Here is a 17,945-nt window from a genome sequence, read left to right on the forward strand (position 1 = left end):
TGAACATTTTAAATATATTTTATATTTAATTACGTCTTATAAAACAGTTAGCTTAAATATAAAAATTATAGCAAGAATTATCATAACTACTGAAACCTTTGTTTTGCTTTCTTTATTTTTACAGAATATATTATGAACTAAATTTATAATTACATATGATAATATTCCTATAGTTAAACCATCACCAATACTATAAGTTAAAGCCATAGCTGTTATTGTTAAAAAGGCTGGAACACCTTCTGTTATATTTGTAAAATCTATTTCCTTTACAGCTCCAAGCATTAAATATCCAACATAAATTAATGCAGGTGCAGTTGCACAAGATGGTATTGCTATAAAAATTGGTGAAAAGAACATTGATAATAAGAATAATATTCCTGTAGTTATAGCTGTATATCCCGTTCTACCCCCTGCTGCTACTCCTGTTGAGCTCTCAACATATGTTGTAACAGTTGAAACCCCCATAACTGCTCCAAATGTTGTTGCTATAGCATCAACTAATAAAGCACGTCCAGCATTAGGAAGATTACCATCTTCATCAAGCATATTTGCCCTTGATGCTACTCCAACTAAAGTACCTACTGTATCAAAAAAATCTACAAACAAGAAAGTGCAAACGATAACAATAAATTTACCTATATTTTCTAGGTTCGCTATATGAGAGAAATCTAACTGCCCTGCTATTGGTGCAATACTCTCAAACTTAAATATACCCTTAGGTAAATATATTCCAATACTAGATGCTGCTTCTGGATTTATTAAAGCGTATCCCCAAGCTAGTAAAGTACTTGTAACTATACCAAATAAGATAGCTCCTTTAACATTTTTCTTGTCTAAAACAGCTATTATTACAACTCCTACTAATGCTATTACAACTGTTGGAGTAAACTCCCCCATGCTAACTAATGTTGCATCATTTTTTACAACCAAACCTGATCCTACCATTCCTATAAAGGCTATAAAAACACCTATCCCTGCCGTTACAGCATGCTTCATAGTCATTGGAATCGCATTTACAACAGCTTCTCTTACTTTAAATAGAGATAACAATATAAATATAATACCTTCAATAAAAACTGCTGTTAAAGCTGTTTGCCAAGAAATTCCCATTCCTATTACAACTGAAAAAGCAAAGAAAGCGTTTAGTCCCATTCCTGATGCTAAAGCAAAAGGTAAATTAGCAAATAACCCCATTAAAATACAAGCCATAGCTGCTGTTAAACATGTAGCTGTAACTAATGCCCCAGCAGGCATTCCAGTTTGAGATAGTATATTAGGATTTACAGCTATTATATAAGCCATAGTTAAAAAAGTTGTAACACCTGCTACAATTTCCCTTTTAAAATTTACATTTTCATTTGATAGTATAGGCAATAAGCCTTGCTTTTTTGATGAGTTTTCCATTACAATCCCCCTAATATTTTATATATATAAAAAGTCGCTATAAATTATCTAAATAGATAACTCATAGCGACTTTTCACCAAATATAAATTATATAACTATAAAACTATATAATTCACACTTTTACTCATAGTCAAGATTTTTACGGTATCCTGGTAGAAACTAATGACCCTTATTGTCACTATTATATGAGGTATCTCTTACGAATATTATTATACCCTAAATTTTGTAAACCTGTCAACCGAAACGTATAAATTCTTATTATGTTAATCTAAAATTCGTATTTATTGTTGAAAAAAGTCTTTTATATCAATTTCTTTTTTACTTGAAATAGCTACTAGAAGCTTTATCCTCGCTTTTTGTCCAGGCATACTCTCTTCAAAAAGCACCCCTAAATCCTTAAGCATCTTACCTCCACCTTCATATCCATATGATTCATATACTCTTCCTTCAAAACATCTAGAAACTACAACTACAGGAATATTTCTATTCAACGTCCTTTTTATTCCATCAACCATAGTTGGTGGAACATTTCCTCTTCCCATTGCTTCAATAACGATTCCTTTATATCCTTTATCTATAAAATAATCTATGTAATCAGAATCCATTCCAGCTACGCATTTAATTAAAGCAACATTTCCCTCTATGCTATCAACATTATAAGCTTTATATTTCTTTGTGTTTCTATAAAATAAAACCTTATTGTTGTCTACTATTCCTATAGGTCCAAAGTTAGGAGTTCTAAATGCATTAAGCGCCATAGAATTTGCCTTAGTTACCTCTGCTGCTGAATTTAATTCACCATTAAAACAAACTAAAACTCCTCTCCCTTTTGCATCTTCAGAAATAGCAGTACATATTGATGTTGCTAGGTTAAAAGGTCCATCATATCCAAGTTCTGAACTGCTTCTCATTGCACCAGTTACTACTATAACTTTTTCTGTATTTATTGTTAAATCTAGAAAATATGCAGTCTCTTCTAAAGTATCTGTTCCATGGGTTAATACAACTCCCTCAATATCTTCTCTATCTACTAATCCTTTTATAAATTTGCTAAGCTCTAACATATTTTGAATTGTCATATGTGGAGAAGGTTTACTAGAAAAACTATACGACTCTACCTCTGCAAATTCTTCTATCCCAGTTACCATAGACATTATTTCTTCACCAGTTAAACTAGGGACTGCTGCCTTTATTCTTTCATCAACTTTCATAGATATTGTTCCACCATTAAAAACTACTGCTACCTTTTTCATACTTCCCCTCCTAAAGTTAATAATTAAATATTTTACCTTATTTAAATGTAATATCTGCAGCTATTACATTATAAGTTCTTTAATTTAATATAATTATATATAAAAAAGTCGCCAAGACGAGCTTGCCGAGTCGTCGACTTTTTTCACGCATGTGCATTTCCGAAGCTTGCCTGAGGAAAATCTTGCACGCGCACTTTATTCTATTTTTTTACTCTATAGGGCTAACTTTAATAACTTATACGCTATAAATAATTTATTCACAGATTTTAAAAATATAATTTCCTATGGAGTAAAATAAAAACTCTTGGATAGTCCAAAAGTTTAAAAATAGATTATTGGTAGGTCGACTTATCCTACATCTCTTATTACTGATATTTCAGCGTGTGAGGAGCCATTTCTCACCTCAATAATCATATTTATTTTAAGCCAATATAAATATTATAGCTTTGGGATTAAAATGTTTCAACTTTTATTTATTATTTCCATCTTATAAGCTTTCCACTATATAGTTTGTTATTTATTTTTACATCGCTTATAGGATACATTGTAGAAACATATATATAATCTCTTTTATTATCTATATCTATACCTATTAGTATATTGGTATCTACTTTTTTTATTAATTCAATGTGAGTTCCCTTTTCAGTTAGCTTATATACCCCTATATAATCTGGATCTTCAATTATTTCTCTCATGAACTCTATTAAATTTCCAGATATTTTTTTACTTAAGTGTTTACCATGTCTCTTTTTAATATGCTTTATTACTCCTGGGGATGCATAGATGGTACCTGTAAATTTTACCCCTAAGTTTTCTGCCATTTTTTCTTTAAAATATCCTACTCTCTTATAGGCACAAAATTTTTCTTCCATAAATATCCCTCAATTCTGTATAGTGTATATTAGCTTTAATTTTTAAACATTCTATATAATATATTATTCATTGATGATACATAAATTTACTAATATTTTAATAGACAAAAAAAGAGGCTAGTCAAATTTATGACTAACCTCTTTATATTATAGTATTATGCAGATTAAACCACCGCTACCTTCATTTATTATCTTTTGAAGGGTTTTTTGAATTTTTATTTGGACATCATCTGGCATTTTATATAATTTATTTTGTAGGCCTTCTTTAATTAATACCTCTAAAGGCTTTCCAAACATATTACTTTGCCATAATGATGCAGGATCCTTTTCAAATTGCTCCATTAATGATTTTACCAATTCTTCACTTTCTTTTTCTGATCCCATTATAGGGCTTATTTCAGTTTTAATATTGGCTTTTATAAAATGTAATGACGGAGCTGATGCTTTTAATTTAACTCCAAACTTAGTTCCTTGTTTAACCATTTCTGGCTCTTCAAATTTCATTTCTGCTAGTTGTGGTGCTACAAGACCATATCCGGTCTCTCTTACATCAATTAACGCATCCTTTACTTTATCATATTCTTTCTTAGCAAAATTAAGTTCTTTTATTAATGATAATAAATCACTTTCTGATTGAACATTTAAATCGCAAATTTCACTTAATATGTTATAGAATATTCCATCTTTAGGTTTCATTGTAATTGTAGCTGTACCCTCTCCCAAATTAACTGAACTCATCTCTGTTGGAGCTAAATTCTCTTCTTCTTTTAATAAATTTAATGTAGACCTAATATCTCTAACCTTGCTTATGTTTTCACACATTTCTTTTACTATATTAAAGAAATTTTTCTTAAGCCAATGCTCAGGCTCTAGTTTCTCAACCCAACTTGGCATATTAATATTTATTTCCTTTACAGGGAACTCCTTAAGTACATGCTTAAATATATCTTCTACATCATTTTCGTTCATGTTTGCTACATCCATAGCTTGAACTGTAACATCATATTTTTCTTCTAAATCTTTTTTCATTGCTCTTGTTTCTGGAGCATTGACATATTTAGTGTTAAGTACAACTATAAAAGGCTTATTCATAGCCTTTAACTCTTCTATTACTCTTTCTTCTGCTTCTAAGTACTCACCTCTTTCTATGCCTGTAATACTACCATCAGTTGTTACTACAAGGCCTATGGTTGAATGATCTGTTATAACTTTTCTAGTTCCTATTTCTGCTGCATCTTCAAAAGGTATTTCGTATTCATACCATGGAGTATTTACCATTTTAGCTTCTTCACCATCCATATATCCTACTGCACCTTTTACAATGTATCCGACACAATCAACCATTCTAACTTTAAATTTTATGTCCTCATCAATAGTTATTTCTACTGCCTCATTCGGAATGAATTTAGGTTCCGTTGTATGAATACTCTTTCCTGATCCACTTTGAGGTAATTCATCCTTTGCTCTTTCTTTCTTATAGTTATTATCAATCTTTGGTATTACCATAAGGTCCATGAATTTTTTAATAAATGTTGACTTACCTGTTCTAACAGGACCAACAACACCTACGTATATGTCTCCCTGTGTTCTTTCAGCTATATCCTTGTATATATTAAAACTGTCCACGGTGTACCCTCCCATTTATTTTTAACACTATATATATATTCAAGGATATAAAAAAATATACAACTTTTTAAAATTTTAATTCTTCCCTGAATTTTATATATAATAATATATTATTTTAAATTAGATAATATTACTTAACAATAAAGGAGAAGTAAAATTTACTTCTCCTTTATTGTTAATATATTTCGTTTTTTCTTTCTCTTTCCATTAAATCTACAACAGCCTCTTTAGGATTTTTATTTTGAAACAATATTTTATATAGAATATCTGTTATAGGCATCTCTATATTTAAGTCTTCTTTTAATTCATAGAAAGCCTTGCAAGCTTTAATTCCTTCTACTACCATTCCAACTTCATTTATAGCTTGATCAGTTGTTTTTCCTTCACCAATTAAAAATCCTGCTTTTCTATTTCTAGAATGAAGACTAGTACATGTTACTATAAGGTCTCCCATTCCAGTTAGGCCAAGAAATGTCTCAGCTTTTCCACCTAGTTTCATTCCTATTCTAACTATTTCAGCCATACCTCTAGTCATAAGAGCTGCTTTTGAATTATCGCCATACCCAATTCCATCACAAACCCCAGCTGCTAATGCTATTATATTTTTAACTGCACCACCAATTTCAACACCTACTAAATCATCATTTGTATAAACTCTAAAGTTTCTATCTATAAATAGATCTTGAACTTTTTTTGCAGCCTCCATATCACGCGAAGATACAACAACTGTTGTTGGTATATTAAAAGCTACTTCTTCTGCATGACTAGGCCCAGATAATATTACAGCTTTATTATTAGGTAATTCCTCTTCTATAACTTGAGACAATCTTAAATTACTCTTCTCTTCGATTCCTTTTGCTATACTTATAATAATAGCATCATCGTTTATTTTTCCTTTTAATGATTTCGCTACAACTCTTATTACATGAGATGGAACTGATAAAACTATAAAATCTGCATCTCTTATAGCATCATCTAGATTAATATAAGCAGTGACATTTTCAGGTATATGTAAATTTTTAATATATCTATCATTTTTTTTATTTATATTAATATCATCAACTACATGTTTATCTCTATCATATATACTAACTTTATTTCCCTTGTTAGCTAATAATATTCCTAGAGCAGTACCAAAGCTACCTCCTCCTAAAAAAGTCACATTCCTCATAATTATTCCTTCCTCTCCCTATATTCTACTTGAATACCTGTTCCACTAAAATCAAAACTTTCTCTTAATTGATTTTCTAAATATCTTTCGTAAGAAAAATGTGTTGCACTTGAATCATTAACAAAGAAAATAAACTTTGGAGGCTTTGAAGCAACTTGAGTTGCATAGTATATCTTCATTCTCTTTAGACCTACTATTGGAGGTTCTTTCATAAGAACTGCTTTGTTTATAACTTCATTTAATATCCCAGTAGGAATTCTCTTTGAATAGTTATCATAACATTCCTTTGCAATTTCTAATACTTTATGTGTTCTTTGTCCTGTCTTAGCAGATATAAATAAATATTTTGCATATTTTAAGAACTTAAGGCTCATTTGTAAATCTTCTTTATATCTTTGCATTGTTTTATCATCTTTTTCAATTAAATCCCATTTGTTAACTATAACCATTATAGCCTTATTCATTTCATGAGCATATCCTATTATTTTTTCATCTTGCTCAGTTACGCCTTCTGTTGCATCAATCATCAAAATACATACATCTGCTCTTTCTATTGCAGCATATGTTCTAATTACTGAATATCTTTCTATTTCCTCTTTTACTTTGCTTTTTCTTCTAAGTCCTGCTGTATCAACTAGAATAAATTTTCCATGCTCTGTTTCTAAATTGCTATCTATAGAATCTCTTGTTGTTCCAGGTATATCTGAAACTATTAATCTATCTTCTCCAAGTAATTTATTTATTAAAGAAGATTTTCCTACATTTGGCTTACCTATCATGGCTATTCTTATAAATTCATCATCTTCATCATCTTCATTATATTTATCAAAGTTTTCAACTACTCTATCTAGCATATCTCCAAGGCCTAATCCTTGTGATGCTGATATTGTTACTGGATCTCCTATACCTAAGTTATAGAACTCCCAAGCATTATCTTCCTCTTTTAAAGAATCTACTTTATTAACAACTAAAACAACTTCTTTTTTGCTTTTTCTAAGCATACTTGCTACTTCATGGTCAGCGGGTGTTAATCCTTCTTTACCATCAACAACAAACACTATAACATCTGCTGTTTCAATAGCTATATTAGCTTGCCTTCTCATTTGTTTAACAATTATATCTTCTCTTTCTGGTTCTATACCACCAGTATCTATCATTGTAAAATTATAGTTAAGCCATTCAGCTTGAGCATATACTCTATCTCTAGTTACACCTGGAGTGTCTTGAACTATAGATATCCTTTGCCCTGCTAACCTATTAAATAAAGTAGATTTACCTACATTTGGTCTTCCAACTATAGCAACTATCGGTTTACCCATTATTTTTCCTCCTCACAATTTGCATTTATTATGTCAATAAGGTCATCTCCTGTATAATCACAAACTATCACCTTAACGCCTAACGCTTTTTCTAAATCTTCAATTCTTAAATCATCCAGCATAATCATATCTGCCGGCCCAAGCTCATAACCTTTTCTAAACATATTATTTGGCATAATTAAATAATCTGTTTTTATCTTTCCTTTCAATTGATCTATTATATCAGTTCCAGTTAAAAGTCCTGCTACTGTTATAGTATTTCCAAAGAAATTATTAGTAACCTTATATACATCTATTTCAATATTAGCATTATTCTTCATTATAAGATCTGCGGATCTTTTTATCTCATCGTAAGCTAATTCACCAGTTACCATTGAAAAACTTCCCTTGGAAGTTTTATCTAGAAACTCTACCGATCTTTGAACAACCTCTCTAAAGTATCTAATCATACCTACTCCATCTTCTAACTGATCATATTCTGAGTAAAATTCTTCATTGGGAACATCTAAGCCAGCTACTATATAAAACTCATCTGATAATCTAACAAATGGAGCTCCTGTTTCTTCTATAAATTTCTTTTGTAGATCTTGAATCATCGTAATTTCATTCTTTGATGTTTCTTTTGTAAATGTATCTACATGAGGTAAGTTTTCTCTAAACTTAGTAATTCCTATAGGTACAACTGCAACATTTTTTACATATGGATGTAATTCGTATAAATCAGTTACAGTTTTTCTTAATTCTTCTCCATTATTTACATTAGGGATACATACTATTTGCGCATGCATTTCAATTTCTGCATCTCTTAGCTTTTTAAGCCTTTCCATTATAGCTCCAGCAAATCTATTTTTCAACATCATTACTCTTAGATCTGGATTAGTTGTATGTACTGAAATATTTATAGGACTTATCTTATATCTTATTATTCTATCTATGTCTTCATCTTTCATATTAGTTAAGGTAACAAAGTTACCTTGTAAAAATGATAATCTTGAATCATCATCTTTAAAATATAAAGTATTTCTCATACCTTTAGGAAGCTGATCTATAAAGCAAAACATACATTTATTTGAGCAACTTTTTGCTTTATCCATTATCCCACCTTCAAATTCAAGGCCTAAATTTTCTCCATATTCCTTTTCAATTTCGTATTCCCATACCTCACCATTAGGCTTTTCAATTTCTAGAAGAATTTCTTCGTCTACTGCTAAAAATTTATAATCTATAATATCATCTATAGGCGTACCATTAATTGATAATAATACATCATCAACTTCTATCCCAACCTCTTCTGCAATACTTCCAAGGTCTACTTTTTTAATTAAATTTTTCATATTTTTTCACCTCAATGTCTTAAACATATTCTCTTTAATCATGTCATTCTATATAATAATTTTCTCCATTTATAAAAGAAAATATCTAAAATTCTCATGAATAAGCCATTTTATACTTAAAATAAAGGCTTATATTCCTATTGAGCAAACTTCACCCAAGTATAATAATCACTTGATGTTATATTACATTAATAATAATATCTAGTCAATAAAAAAGTCGCCAAGGCGAACTTGTCGAGCCGTGGACTTTTTAGCGCATGTGCATTTCCGAAGCTTGCCTGAGGAAAATCTTGCATACGCACTAAATTCGCATTTTTACTCTTTAGGATATACCTTTAATAACTAAATATCTCAAAATAGTTGTCTACAATAAATATAAAAACATAACTTCCTAAAGAGTAAAAAACATCCCCATTATAGGGGATGTTTCATTTTATCTATTCGTTTAAGTCAACATAGTTACCCTTCTTAGAGAATATTATCCATTCGCATATGTTTGTTACATGGTCTCCAATTCTTTCTAAGTACTTTGATGCAAATAGTATTTGTGTTCCTTGATTTATCATTGATTCATCTGTTCCCATTTTCTTTAATACAATTGCAAACATCCCTCGATAAATTTCATCTACTCTATCATCCATATCACAAATTTCATATGCAGCTTTTTCATCTCCATTTACATAAGCCTCAATTGCCAGCTTTATCATACTTGTAATTATATCAACTATTTGCCAAACTGGAGCTATTTCATTTGAAAAGTTAACACCTTTAACTCTTGGAACTATTTTGCAAATATCTACTGCATAATCTGCCATTCTTTCAAGATCAGTTACTATTTTAGATGTAGTATATATACTTCTTAAATCTCTTGCAACTGGTGATTCAGTAGCCATAAATTTAATACACTTTTCTTCTATTTCCCTTTGAAGGTTATCTACTTTATCATCGTTTTTTATAACCTCTTTAGCTAGATCTGAATTTTGATCTTTAAGTGCAATCATACTATCATATATTTGTTTTTCTACTAAGCTAGCCATCTCAATAAGTTCTGAGTTTAGCAATTTTATCTTATTGCTCATTACTTCTCTCATCATTTTAAATCACCTCTTATATATTTTTAACCGAATCTTCCAGTAATATAATCCTCTGTTCTCTTATCCTTAGGTTTATAGAATATATCTTCGGTATCTCCATATTCTATTATTTCACCATTTAAGAAAAATGCTGTTTTATCTGCAATTCTTCCTGCTTGTTGCATATTATGCGTTACTATTATAACTGTATACTTCTTTTTTAATTCTTCCATTAACTCTTCCATTTTATTAGTTGAAATAGGATCTAATGCAGATGTTGGTTCATCCATTAATATAACTTCAGGTGAAACTGCTATGGTTCTAGCTATACATAACCTTTGTTGTTGACCTCCTGATAAACCTAAAGCACTTTTTTTCAATCTATCTTTTACTTCATCCCAAAGTGCTGCACCTTTTAAGCTTTTCTCTACTATTTGATCTAGAGTTTTTTTATCTTTTATTCCATGAAGCCTAGGACCATATGCTATATTATCATAAATTGACATCGGAAATGGATTTGGTTTTTGAAAAACCATTCCTACTTTCGTTCTCAATGCAATTACATCTTTACTTTTATAAATATCGTCTCCATCAACTAATATTTCTCCATCTATTTTAACGTTATCTATTAAGTCATTCATTCTATTTAAAGTTCTTAAAAATGTTGATTTACCACAACCAGAAGGTCCAATAAATGCAGTAACTTTATTTTCCTCTAAATCTATATTTATATTTTTTAATGCTTGATTTTCACCATAATATAAGTTTAAATTTCTTACTTTTATTTTAGGCATTACTTCCTTTGACATCCTTACACCTCTTAGTTTTTTATTCTTAATTAGTAATTTGCCTTACTAAACTTCTTAGTTATTAATTTTGCTGAGATATTTAACACTAGTATTATAACAATTAAAACTATTCCAACAGCAGCAGCCTGTTCTATATCACCTGCTTCCTGAGTAACTAAATAAGATTGAACAGTTAATGTTCTCGCACTAGACATTATACCTTTAGGCATTTTTGCAACAGTACCTGCTGTTAAAAGTATTGCTGCTGACTCTCCAACTACACGTCCTACTGAAAGTATAACTCCAACTAATATACCTGGTATAGCACTTGGAACTACAACTTTATAAAGGGTTTGGAACCTTGTAGCTCCAAGTCCTAGTGAAGCTTCCTTATATGAAGAAGGAACTGCTTTTAAGGCTTCTTCTGTTGTTCTAATTATAACTGGTAATATTATAATTGAAACTGTTAAAGATCCTGCTAATAAAGAATATCCAAATTTTAAAGTAACAACAAAAAATATTGATCCAAATAATCCATATACAATAGATGGTATTCCAGATAAGCTTTCTGTTGCAAATCTTATTAACTTTACCATTTTCCCTTGTTTTGCATACTCTGTTAAATGAATTGCTGCAAGTACTCCTATAGGGGTTGCTACTATTATAGATATAAAAACTGTATATAAAGTAGCTACTATCATAGGTAAAATTCCACCATTACCCGATGCTGAATAATTTTTAGTTAAAAAATCTATACTTATGTGCTTATATCCTTTAATAAATATAAAGCCTAAAATGCATATTAATATTCCAACTGTAAGTCCAGCAGAAATCCATAATAGCCCTTTTAAAATATTTTCTTTTAATTTTCTCATCTTTAATTACCTTCCTTATTAGAAAGTTTACTTAATACTAAATTTAATAATAAAATAAACAAGAATAATATAACCCCTGTTGCAAATAACATTTCCTGATGAGTTCCAAATGCATAACCCATTTCTAATGCTATATTAGTAGTTAATGGTCTAACAGGATCTGTTAATAATTTAGGAATAATAGGTGAGTTTCCTGCTACTAATATTATTGCCATAGTTTCTCCTATTGCTCTACCTATCCCTAGCACTATAGCTGCTAAAATACCAGACTTTGCAGCTGGTACAACTACTTTAAATGTAGTTTCTATATGTGAAGCTCCAAGAGCTAAAGAGCCCTCCTTATAATGTTTAGGAACTGCTCTTATGGCAGTTTCTGAAACTGTTACTATTGTTGGTAGCATCATAACAGATAAAACTATTATAACTGCTAAAAGGCTTTGTCCCTTTGGAAGATTGAAAGTATTCATAATCCATGGTACTATCACTGCCAGCCCAAAGACACCATATAGAACAGAAGGAATACCAGCTAATAATTCTACTGATGCCGATATTATTTTGCCGACCCTTTTTGGGGCAATCTCAGCTATAAATATAGCTGTTAAAATCCCAACTGGTACCCCTATTATAAGAGAACCCAGTGTTCCAAATATAGAAGCTAAAACCATTGGCAAAATACCGAACTTTTCTGATGTAGGTATCCATTTTGTCCCAAATAAAAATTCTTTAAATGAATATCCTTTACTAATAAAAGGTGTTAATCCCTTATAAAATACAAAACTTATAATTAATAACAAACTTATTACTGCAATAAGAGCACTTACTAAAAATACTCCTTTTGATACATTCTCTACTATATACTTACTATTATTCTTTTTAACATTCAACATGCTTAACCCTCTCCTATGAAAGTAAGAATGCCCTTAAAGGAGCATTCTTGATAACCTAAAGTTATTTAACTGGAATTAACTTATTTTCTTTAACTATTGTTTGCCCTGCATCGCTTAATATAAAGTCTATTAGCTTTTGACCATCTTCTGTTAAGTCTCCCTCTTTTGATAATACTAAGAATGGTCTTGAAATCTTATATTGACCTGATTTCACTAAATCAGCATTAGGCTCAATTCCTTCAACATTAACTATATTAACTTTATCATCTAAATATTCAAAGGATACAAACCCTATTGCATTTTCATTTCCAGCTACCATTTCTTTTAATCCACCATTACCATTAGAAATCATTGCATCAGATCTTAGTTCTTCTGATTTATATTTAACTATTTCTTGGAATGCATCTCTTGTTCCTGATCCTTCTTCTCTTGAAGCAACAACTATTGGTGCATCTTTTCCGCCTTCAATTTCCTTCCAATTAGTTATTTTACCAGTATATATACCCTTTATTTCATCTAGTGTAATATTCTTAATAGGATTGTTTTTATTAGTTATAATTGCTATACCATCATATGCTATAACTGTTCCCTTAACTTCTTTTGCCTCTTCAGGTTTCAATTCTCTTGAAGACATTCCAAGTTCTGATACTCCATTTATAGTATCTTTAATTCCTGCTGATGATCCTACTTGATTTATCTCTATTGAAATATTCTTATTGTCACTTTCATACTTTTCAGCAAGTTTCTCCATTAATGGTCCAACTGATGTTGATCCTGAAATTGATATAGTTGTTGACTCTTTCTTGCTTTTTTTGTCGCCTTCTTTATCGCTTGAACAACCTACAAAAGCTCCTCCTACTATTGAAACTAATAAGGCAGTGCATATAAGTTTTAAGCTCTTTCTTTTCATAAAATTCTCCTCCAAATTAATAATTTAAATTTAAAAATTTAAATCTATTCATTTCTATTATTAATTTTCTTTACATACTAATATTAGTCCCTAAAAGTTAAATAAATATTAGTTAAAAGTTAAAAAAAGTTATATAAATGTTAAAAATTTTTAACAATAACAGCTTTTTATATGCAAAAAAGGAAAAGACTAATAAAATCCTTTCCTTTTAATAGATAGAGTCATTAAATTTTATACTTTTTCTTAATTTTATAGTGAATTTAGTACCTATATTTAATTTAGACTTAACAAAAATTTCTCCATTAAACATCTTTACTATATGTTTTACTATTGCCAGCCCTAATCCTGTTCCACCCTTAGCTCTTGATTTATCAACTCTATAAAACCTTTCAAATATTCTTGGTAAATCTTCTTTTGGAATGCCGACTCCATTATCTTCTACTTCTATATAAACATATTCTTTAATATCATAAGTTATTATCTTTATATTAGATCTATTGCTTGAATACTTAATTGCATTTTCTACTAAATTTAATATCATTTGAAAGAACTTATCACTATCTCCAATTAATTCATTAGTTCCTTCATTTATAAATTCAATAGTTATTTCTTTTTTGCCCATTTGAGGAGTCACCATATTTATTACATCTTCTATAACTTTATTTGGATTAAATTTATCTTTTTTCATTTTATGATTATTTTCAATATTAGAAAGAATTAAAATATCATTTATTAAATTTGTAAGCCTTTCTGCTTCTTTATCAATTATATCTAAAAATTTATTTCTAGTATTTATATCCTCAACAAACTTAAGTGTTTCTGCAAAACCTTTTATAGATGTTAATGGTGTTTTTAACTCGTGGGAAACATTTGCAACAAATTGGCTTCTAATATTTTCAAGCCTTTTTATATCTGTTATATCTTGTACAGTTACAACAACTCCTATAGGTATCTTTTTATCATTTATTATAGGAGATTTTTTTATTCTAAGTTCTTTTGGTATAGGATGAATAAGTTTTATTTCTTTCGTTTCTATTGCTGGTATATTTCTCATGAAACTTATTATATCATAATCTATTATATACTCTGATATATTTTCACCTATAATATCCTTTGTTATTCCAAACAAATTTTTAGCATATGGATTTATCAACATTACTTTTTGCTTATTGTCTATAGCAATTACTCCACTTTCCATACTTTCTAAAATGGCCTCTAATTTATTCCTCTTGTCTAAAGAATCATTTATTTTAGATTGTAACTGATCTGCCATATTATTGAATGTATTTGCTAATGAACCTATTTCATCATTTGTATATATATTCACCCTTCTACTATAATCTCCATTAGCTATTTTGTTTGTCGCAATTTCTAGTTCTTTAACAGGATAAATAATAGCTCTTATTAGCTTTAATGATAGCCCTAAGGATAAAAGAACTACAAATATTATTACAATAATATAGTATTTAATATAATCTTCTGAAAAGACCCTTATTGTATATAAAGGTAATGAAGCTCTTATTATCATGTTATCATTTATCTTTGTTGCATAGTAAACTACATTAGTCCCTTGAGTACTACTATATCTAGTTGAAGACGCCTCGTCATTTTTAAATGCTGCAATTACTTCTTCTCTATTTAAATGATTTTCTAAATTTTCATTATCTGTATCACTTAACACATTTCCATCTTTATCTATAAGTGTAAATCTAACTTTAGTATTATTTATTTTAAAATCTTGTAAGTCCTCATTATTAAATCTATTTAATTTTATTACTAAATTGTTATAAATAGATAAAACTTCCTTAGTTTTATCTATTTCTTTAAGGTTTACTAAGGCAATAAAAGAACATGTAACTATTAGTAATGCAAATATTACAGTTATTAATGATGATAATAATATTCTTTTTTTCATAGCTTAATTATTAGGATTAAACCTATATCCTACTCCTCTTATAGTCTCTATAAATCTTGGATTTTTATCATCTACTTCAATTTTCTTTCTTAAATATCTTATATGTACATCTACAGTTCTAGTTTCACCTACATATTCATATCCCCATATTTTATCTAAAAGAGTTTCCCTAGTTAATATTTTACCTCTATTTTTAACCAATATTTCTAATAATTCAAATTCTTTTAATGTTAAATCTATTTTTTTATCTTGTATAATTACTTCTCTTCTATCAAAGTTTATAAATATACCATTAGCCTTAAAGATTTCTTCACTTCTATCTAAGGATTTTGTTCTTCTTAAAACTGCTTTTATTCTTGCTAATAATTCTCTTATAGAAAAAGGTTTTGTCATATAATCATCTGCGCCAAGCTCTAATCCTAATATCTTATCTAATTCTTCCCCCTTTGCTGTAAGCATTATTACAGAAATATCTTTAGTTTCACTATCATTTCTAATAGCTTTACAAACATCAAATCCATCTAATCCAGGAATCATTAAATCTAATAACATAAGTTTTGGATTTTCTTCTTTGGCAAGTCTTACAGCATCTAACCCATTATTAGCTGTTATAACTTTATAACCTGAGCTTGTTAAATTATAACTTATTAATTCAACTATATGATCTTCATCATCTACTACTAATATCTTTTCTTCTGACATAAGTAACTCCTCCTTACTCTATAAATGCAAATGAAAATAATCGACCATAAGTACCCTCTGATTTTCTATAAGAATAAAGTTCTATATCATTTTCACAATAAGTACATAAATCAAGTAAATATATATTATTATCCATAATACCTAAATCTTTTAGGTCCTTTACAATGCATTCTTTTAAGCTTAAATTTCTTCCATTAAATAGTTTTTCCTCATCTATACCTGTTTTATCTAAAAAGTTTTGTTTCAATTCATTAGAAACTTCATAGCAGCATTGTTTTATATGTGGACCTATGAAAATCTTAGTTTCTTTTATATCTATCTTAAACTCTTCCTTCATCTTTATTAATGTTTTCAGTACTATTGAATTAAATGTTCCTTTCCATCCACTGTGAATAGTAGCAATAGCCTTAGATTTTTCATTAACTATAATTATAGGAACACAATCGGCTGTAAATACCCCTATTGCAATATCTTTCTCAGAAGTTATTATTCCATCTCCTTCTTCTTCTTTTATGTTTTTATAATCTTTGTTATAAATATAAACCTTGTCACTGTGGACTTGATTTAAATAAATAACATCTTTTAACTTAAAATCTTCCTTTATACTATTTAAATTTTCTACTCCATACTCTGTATGCCTATTAAAACTTCTATCTTCTTCTGCTGTAGAAAATACTACATTTGTACTACCAACTTTGTAAATTAAAAAATCTCTTTTTTTATCAAAATTATTTGGTGTTAAGATTATCATAACGCCACCTCTTTTAATTTATTTTAATATATTTTACCATTTATTGATCATATTTTCTATTTTTTTAATTATTTAAGTATATTTTAACCTATTTTTAACCAAAAAAGTTAACTTAAAATAGATCTTTCTATTTTAAGTTAACTAATTATTCCTTAGAAACTAGATTTTTAATTTCTTCCAAAAATGTATTTATGTCTTTAAATTGTCTATAAACTGAAGCAAATCTAACATAAGATATTTCATCTAAATTCTTAAGTCTTTCCATAACCATTTCTCCAATAATCTTAGACTCTACTTCTGTTATCATCTTATTAGAAATAGATTTTTCTATATCTTCTGCCAGCTCTTCTATTTGTTTTCTTGATATAGGTCTCTTTTGACAAGCTATTATAAGTCCATTAATTATCTTTTCCTTATTAAAATTTTCTCTTGTCAAATCTCTCTTAACAACTAATATAGGAATGTCTTCAACTTTTTCATAAGTAGTATATCTTTTATTACAACTTAAACATTCTCTTCTTCTTCTAATAGTAGTGTTATCGTCTGTAGATCTAGAATCTACAACTTTACTCTCTTCAAATAAGCAAAAGGGACATCTCATTTCTATCCACGCCTTTCCTAAGTATTATCTTAAGTATATATAAATTATACAAGCTTTTTTAATCTATTGCTAGATATTATTTGATAAATTAAAATCATCTATATCAGAACCATTAACTAATATAACCTCTATACCTGCTTTTGTTACTTTACTCCATGGTATTTCCAAGTCCTCTTCCTTACTAAACCAACTCTTGTTAGTTCCTGGTAATATAATTGATATTACTTTGCTTTCTTCAACATCAATAACAAAATCTTTTATAAAACCCATTTTAGATCCTGTTTTTATATCTATTACCTCCATTGTTCTAAGAGCATTTAAAGAATGTAATAAAAGTTCTTCCTCAGTCTCTGAATACATATCAGCTTCTACTTTTGTGTTATCAAATAACCCCATAAACTTATCCCCCTTTAAATAATGGCATGTACATATTTTATTAGTTTAAAAGAGCTCTTTAAGAGCT

General features: G+C 29.0%; 17 protein-coding genes and 1 riboswitch. All 17 genes read right to left on the reverse strand.

Annotation, left to right across the window (positions count from 1 at the left end; translation table 11 throughout):
- Positions 1–36: 36 nt before the first annotated feature.
- The 17 genes from ACYUEX_RS09550 to ACYUEX_RS09630 all read right to left on the reverse strand — a co-directional run bounded on the left by ACYUEX_RS09550 (position 37) and on the right by ACYUEX_RS09630 (position 17,878).
- Entirely contained in the window at positions 37–1,404 is a 1,368-nt protein-coding gene (locus ACYUEX_RS09550; protein ID WP_460287838.1) for an NCS2 family permease, read from the reverse strand.
- Between the two features lie 108 nt (positions 1,405–1,512).
- A riboswitch (purine riboswitch) is annotated at positions 1,513–1,614 on the reverse strand.
- A gap of 72 nt (positions 1,615–1,686) precedes the next feature.
- Positions 1,687–2,658, reverse strand: coding sequence for an asparaginase (locus tag ACYUEX_RS09555; protein WP_460287839.1), 972 nt, complete (start codon positions 2,656–2,658; stop codon positions 1,687–1,689).
- Positions 2,659–3,134: 476 nt separating this feature from the next.
- Entirely contained in the window at positions 3,135–3,530 is a 396-nt protein-coding gene (locus tag ACYUEX_RS09560) for a PBECR3 domain-containing polyvalent protein (protein WP_460287840.1), read from the reverse strand.
- Positions 3,531–3,677: 147 nt separating this feature from the next.
- A complete protein-coding gene (gene spoIVA, locus ACYUEX_RS09565) occupies positions 3,678–5,156 on the reverse strand; it encodes a stage IV sporulation protein A (protein WP_460287841.1) in 1,479 nt (492 codons plus the stop codon).
- 175 nt (positions 5,157–5,331) lie between these two features.
- Positions 5,332–6,327: an NAD(P)H-dependent glycerol-3-phosphate dehydrogenase gene (locus ACYUEX_RS09570; protein WP_460287842.1), complete on the reverse strand. Its 996-nt coding sequence runs from the start codon at positions 6,325–6,327 to the stop codon at positions 5,332–5,334.
- Between the two features lie 2 nt (positions 6,328–6,329).
- Positions 6,330–7,646: a ribosome biogenesis GTPase Der gene (gene der, locus ACYUEX_RS09575; protein ID WP_411170480.1), complete on the reverse strand. Its 1,317-nt coding sequence runs from the start codon at positions 7,644–7,646 to the stop codon at positions 6,330–6,332.
- Entirely contained in the window at positions 7,646–8,980 is a 1,335-nt protein-coding gene (locus ACYUEX_RS09580) for a DUF512 domain-containing protein (protein WP_460287843.1), read from the reverse strand. The genes der and ACYUEX_RS09580 overlap by 1 nt, the downstream gene beginning before the upstream one ends.
- 437 nt (positions 8,981–9,417) lie before the next feature.
- On the reverse strand, positions 9,418–10,074 hold the full coding sequence (gene phoU, locus ACYUEX_RS09585; RefSeq protein ID WP_411170478.1) for a phosphate signaling complex protein PhoU: 657 nt from the start codon (positions 10,072–10,074) through the stop codon (positions 9,418–9,420).
- Between the two features lie 23 nt (positions 10,075–10,097).
- Positions 10,098–10,847, reverse strand: coding sequence for a phosphate ABC transporter ATP-binding protein PstB (gene pstB / locus ACYUEX_RS09590; RefSeq protein WP_460288191.1), 750 nt, complete (start codon positions 10,845–10,847; stop codon positions 10,098–10,100).
- 44 nt (positions 10,848–10,891) lie between these two features.
- The gene (pstA, locus tag ACYUEX_RS09595) at positions 10,892–11,716 is read right to left on the reverse strand and encodes a phosphate ABC transporter permease PstA (RefSeq protein ID WP_411170476.1); all 825 of its coding nucleotides are present in this window, start codon (positions 11,714–11,716) and stop codon (positions 10,892–10,894) included.
- 2 nt (positions 11,717–11,718) lie between these two features.
- Complete coding sequence (pstC, locus tag ACYUEX_RS09600; RefSeq protein WP_460287845.1) at positions 11,719–12,603, reverse strand: phosphate ABC transporter permease subunit PstC; 885 nt, start codon at positions 12,601–12,603, stop codon at positions 11,719–11,721.
- A 61-nt stretch (positions 12,604–12,664) separates the two neighbouring features.
- A complete protein-coding gene (locus ACYUEX_RS09605) occupies positions 12,665–13,513 on the reverse strand; it encodes a phosphate ABC transporter substrate-binding protein (RefSeq protein ID WP_460287846.1) in 849 nt (282 codons plus the stop codon).
- A gap of 208 nt (positions 13,514–13,721) precedes the next feature.
- A complete protein-coding gene (locus ACYUEX_RS09610) occupies positions 13,722–15,428 on the reverse strand; it encodes a HAMP domain-containing sensor histidine kinase (protein ID WP_460287847.1) in 1,707 nt (568 codons plus the stop codon).
- Between the two features lie 3 nt (positions 15,429–15,431).
- Positions 15,432–16,130, reverse strand: a complete 699-nt coding sequence (locus tag ACYUEX_RS09615) for a winged helix-turn-helix domain-containing protein (protein ID WP_411170472.1) — start codon at positions 16,128–16,130, stop codon at positions 15,432–15,434.
- A 13-nt stretch (positions 16,131–16,143) separates the two neighbouring features.
- Complete coding sequence (gene pgeF / locus ACYUEX_RS09620; protein WP_411170471.1) at positions 16,144–16,881, reverse strand: peptidoglycan editing factor PgeF; 738 nt, start codon at positions 16,879–16,881, stop codon at positions 16,144–16,146.
- Between the two features lie 145 nt (positions 16,882–17,026).
- The gene (gene nrdR / locus ACYUEX_RS09625; RefSeq protein ID WP_411170470.1) at positions 17,027–17,482 is read right to left on the reverse strand and encodes a transcriptional regulator NrdR; all 456 of its coding nucleotides are present in this window, start codon (positions 17,480–17,482) and stop codon (positions 17,027–17,029) included.
- Between the two features lie 69 nt (positions 17,483–17,551).
- A complete protein-coding gene (locus tag ACYUEX_RS09630; protein ID WP_460287848.1) occupies positions 17,552–17,878 on the reverse strand; it encodes a YlmC/YmxH family sporulation protein in 327 nt (108 codons plus the stop codon).
- Between the last annotated feature and the right edge of the window lie 67 nt (positions 17,879–17,945).

The sequence above is a fragment of the Clostridium sp. CTA-7 genome, assembly GCF_054768095.1.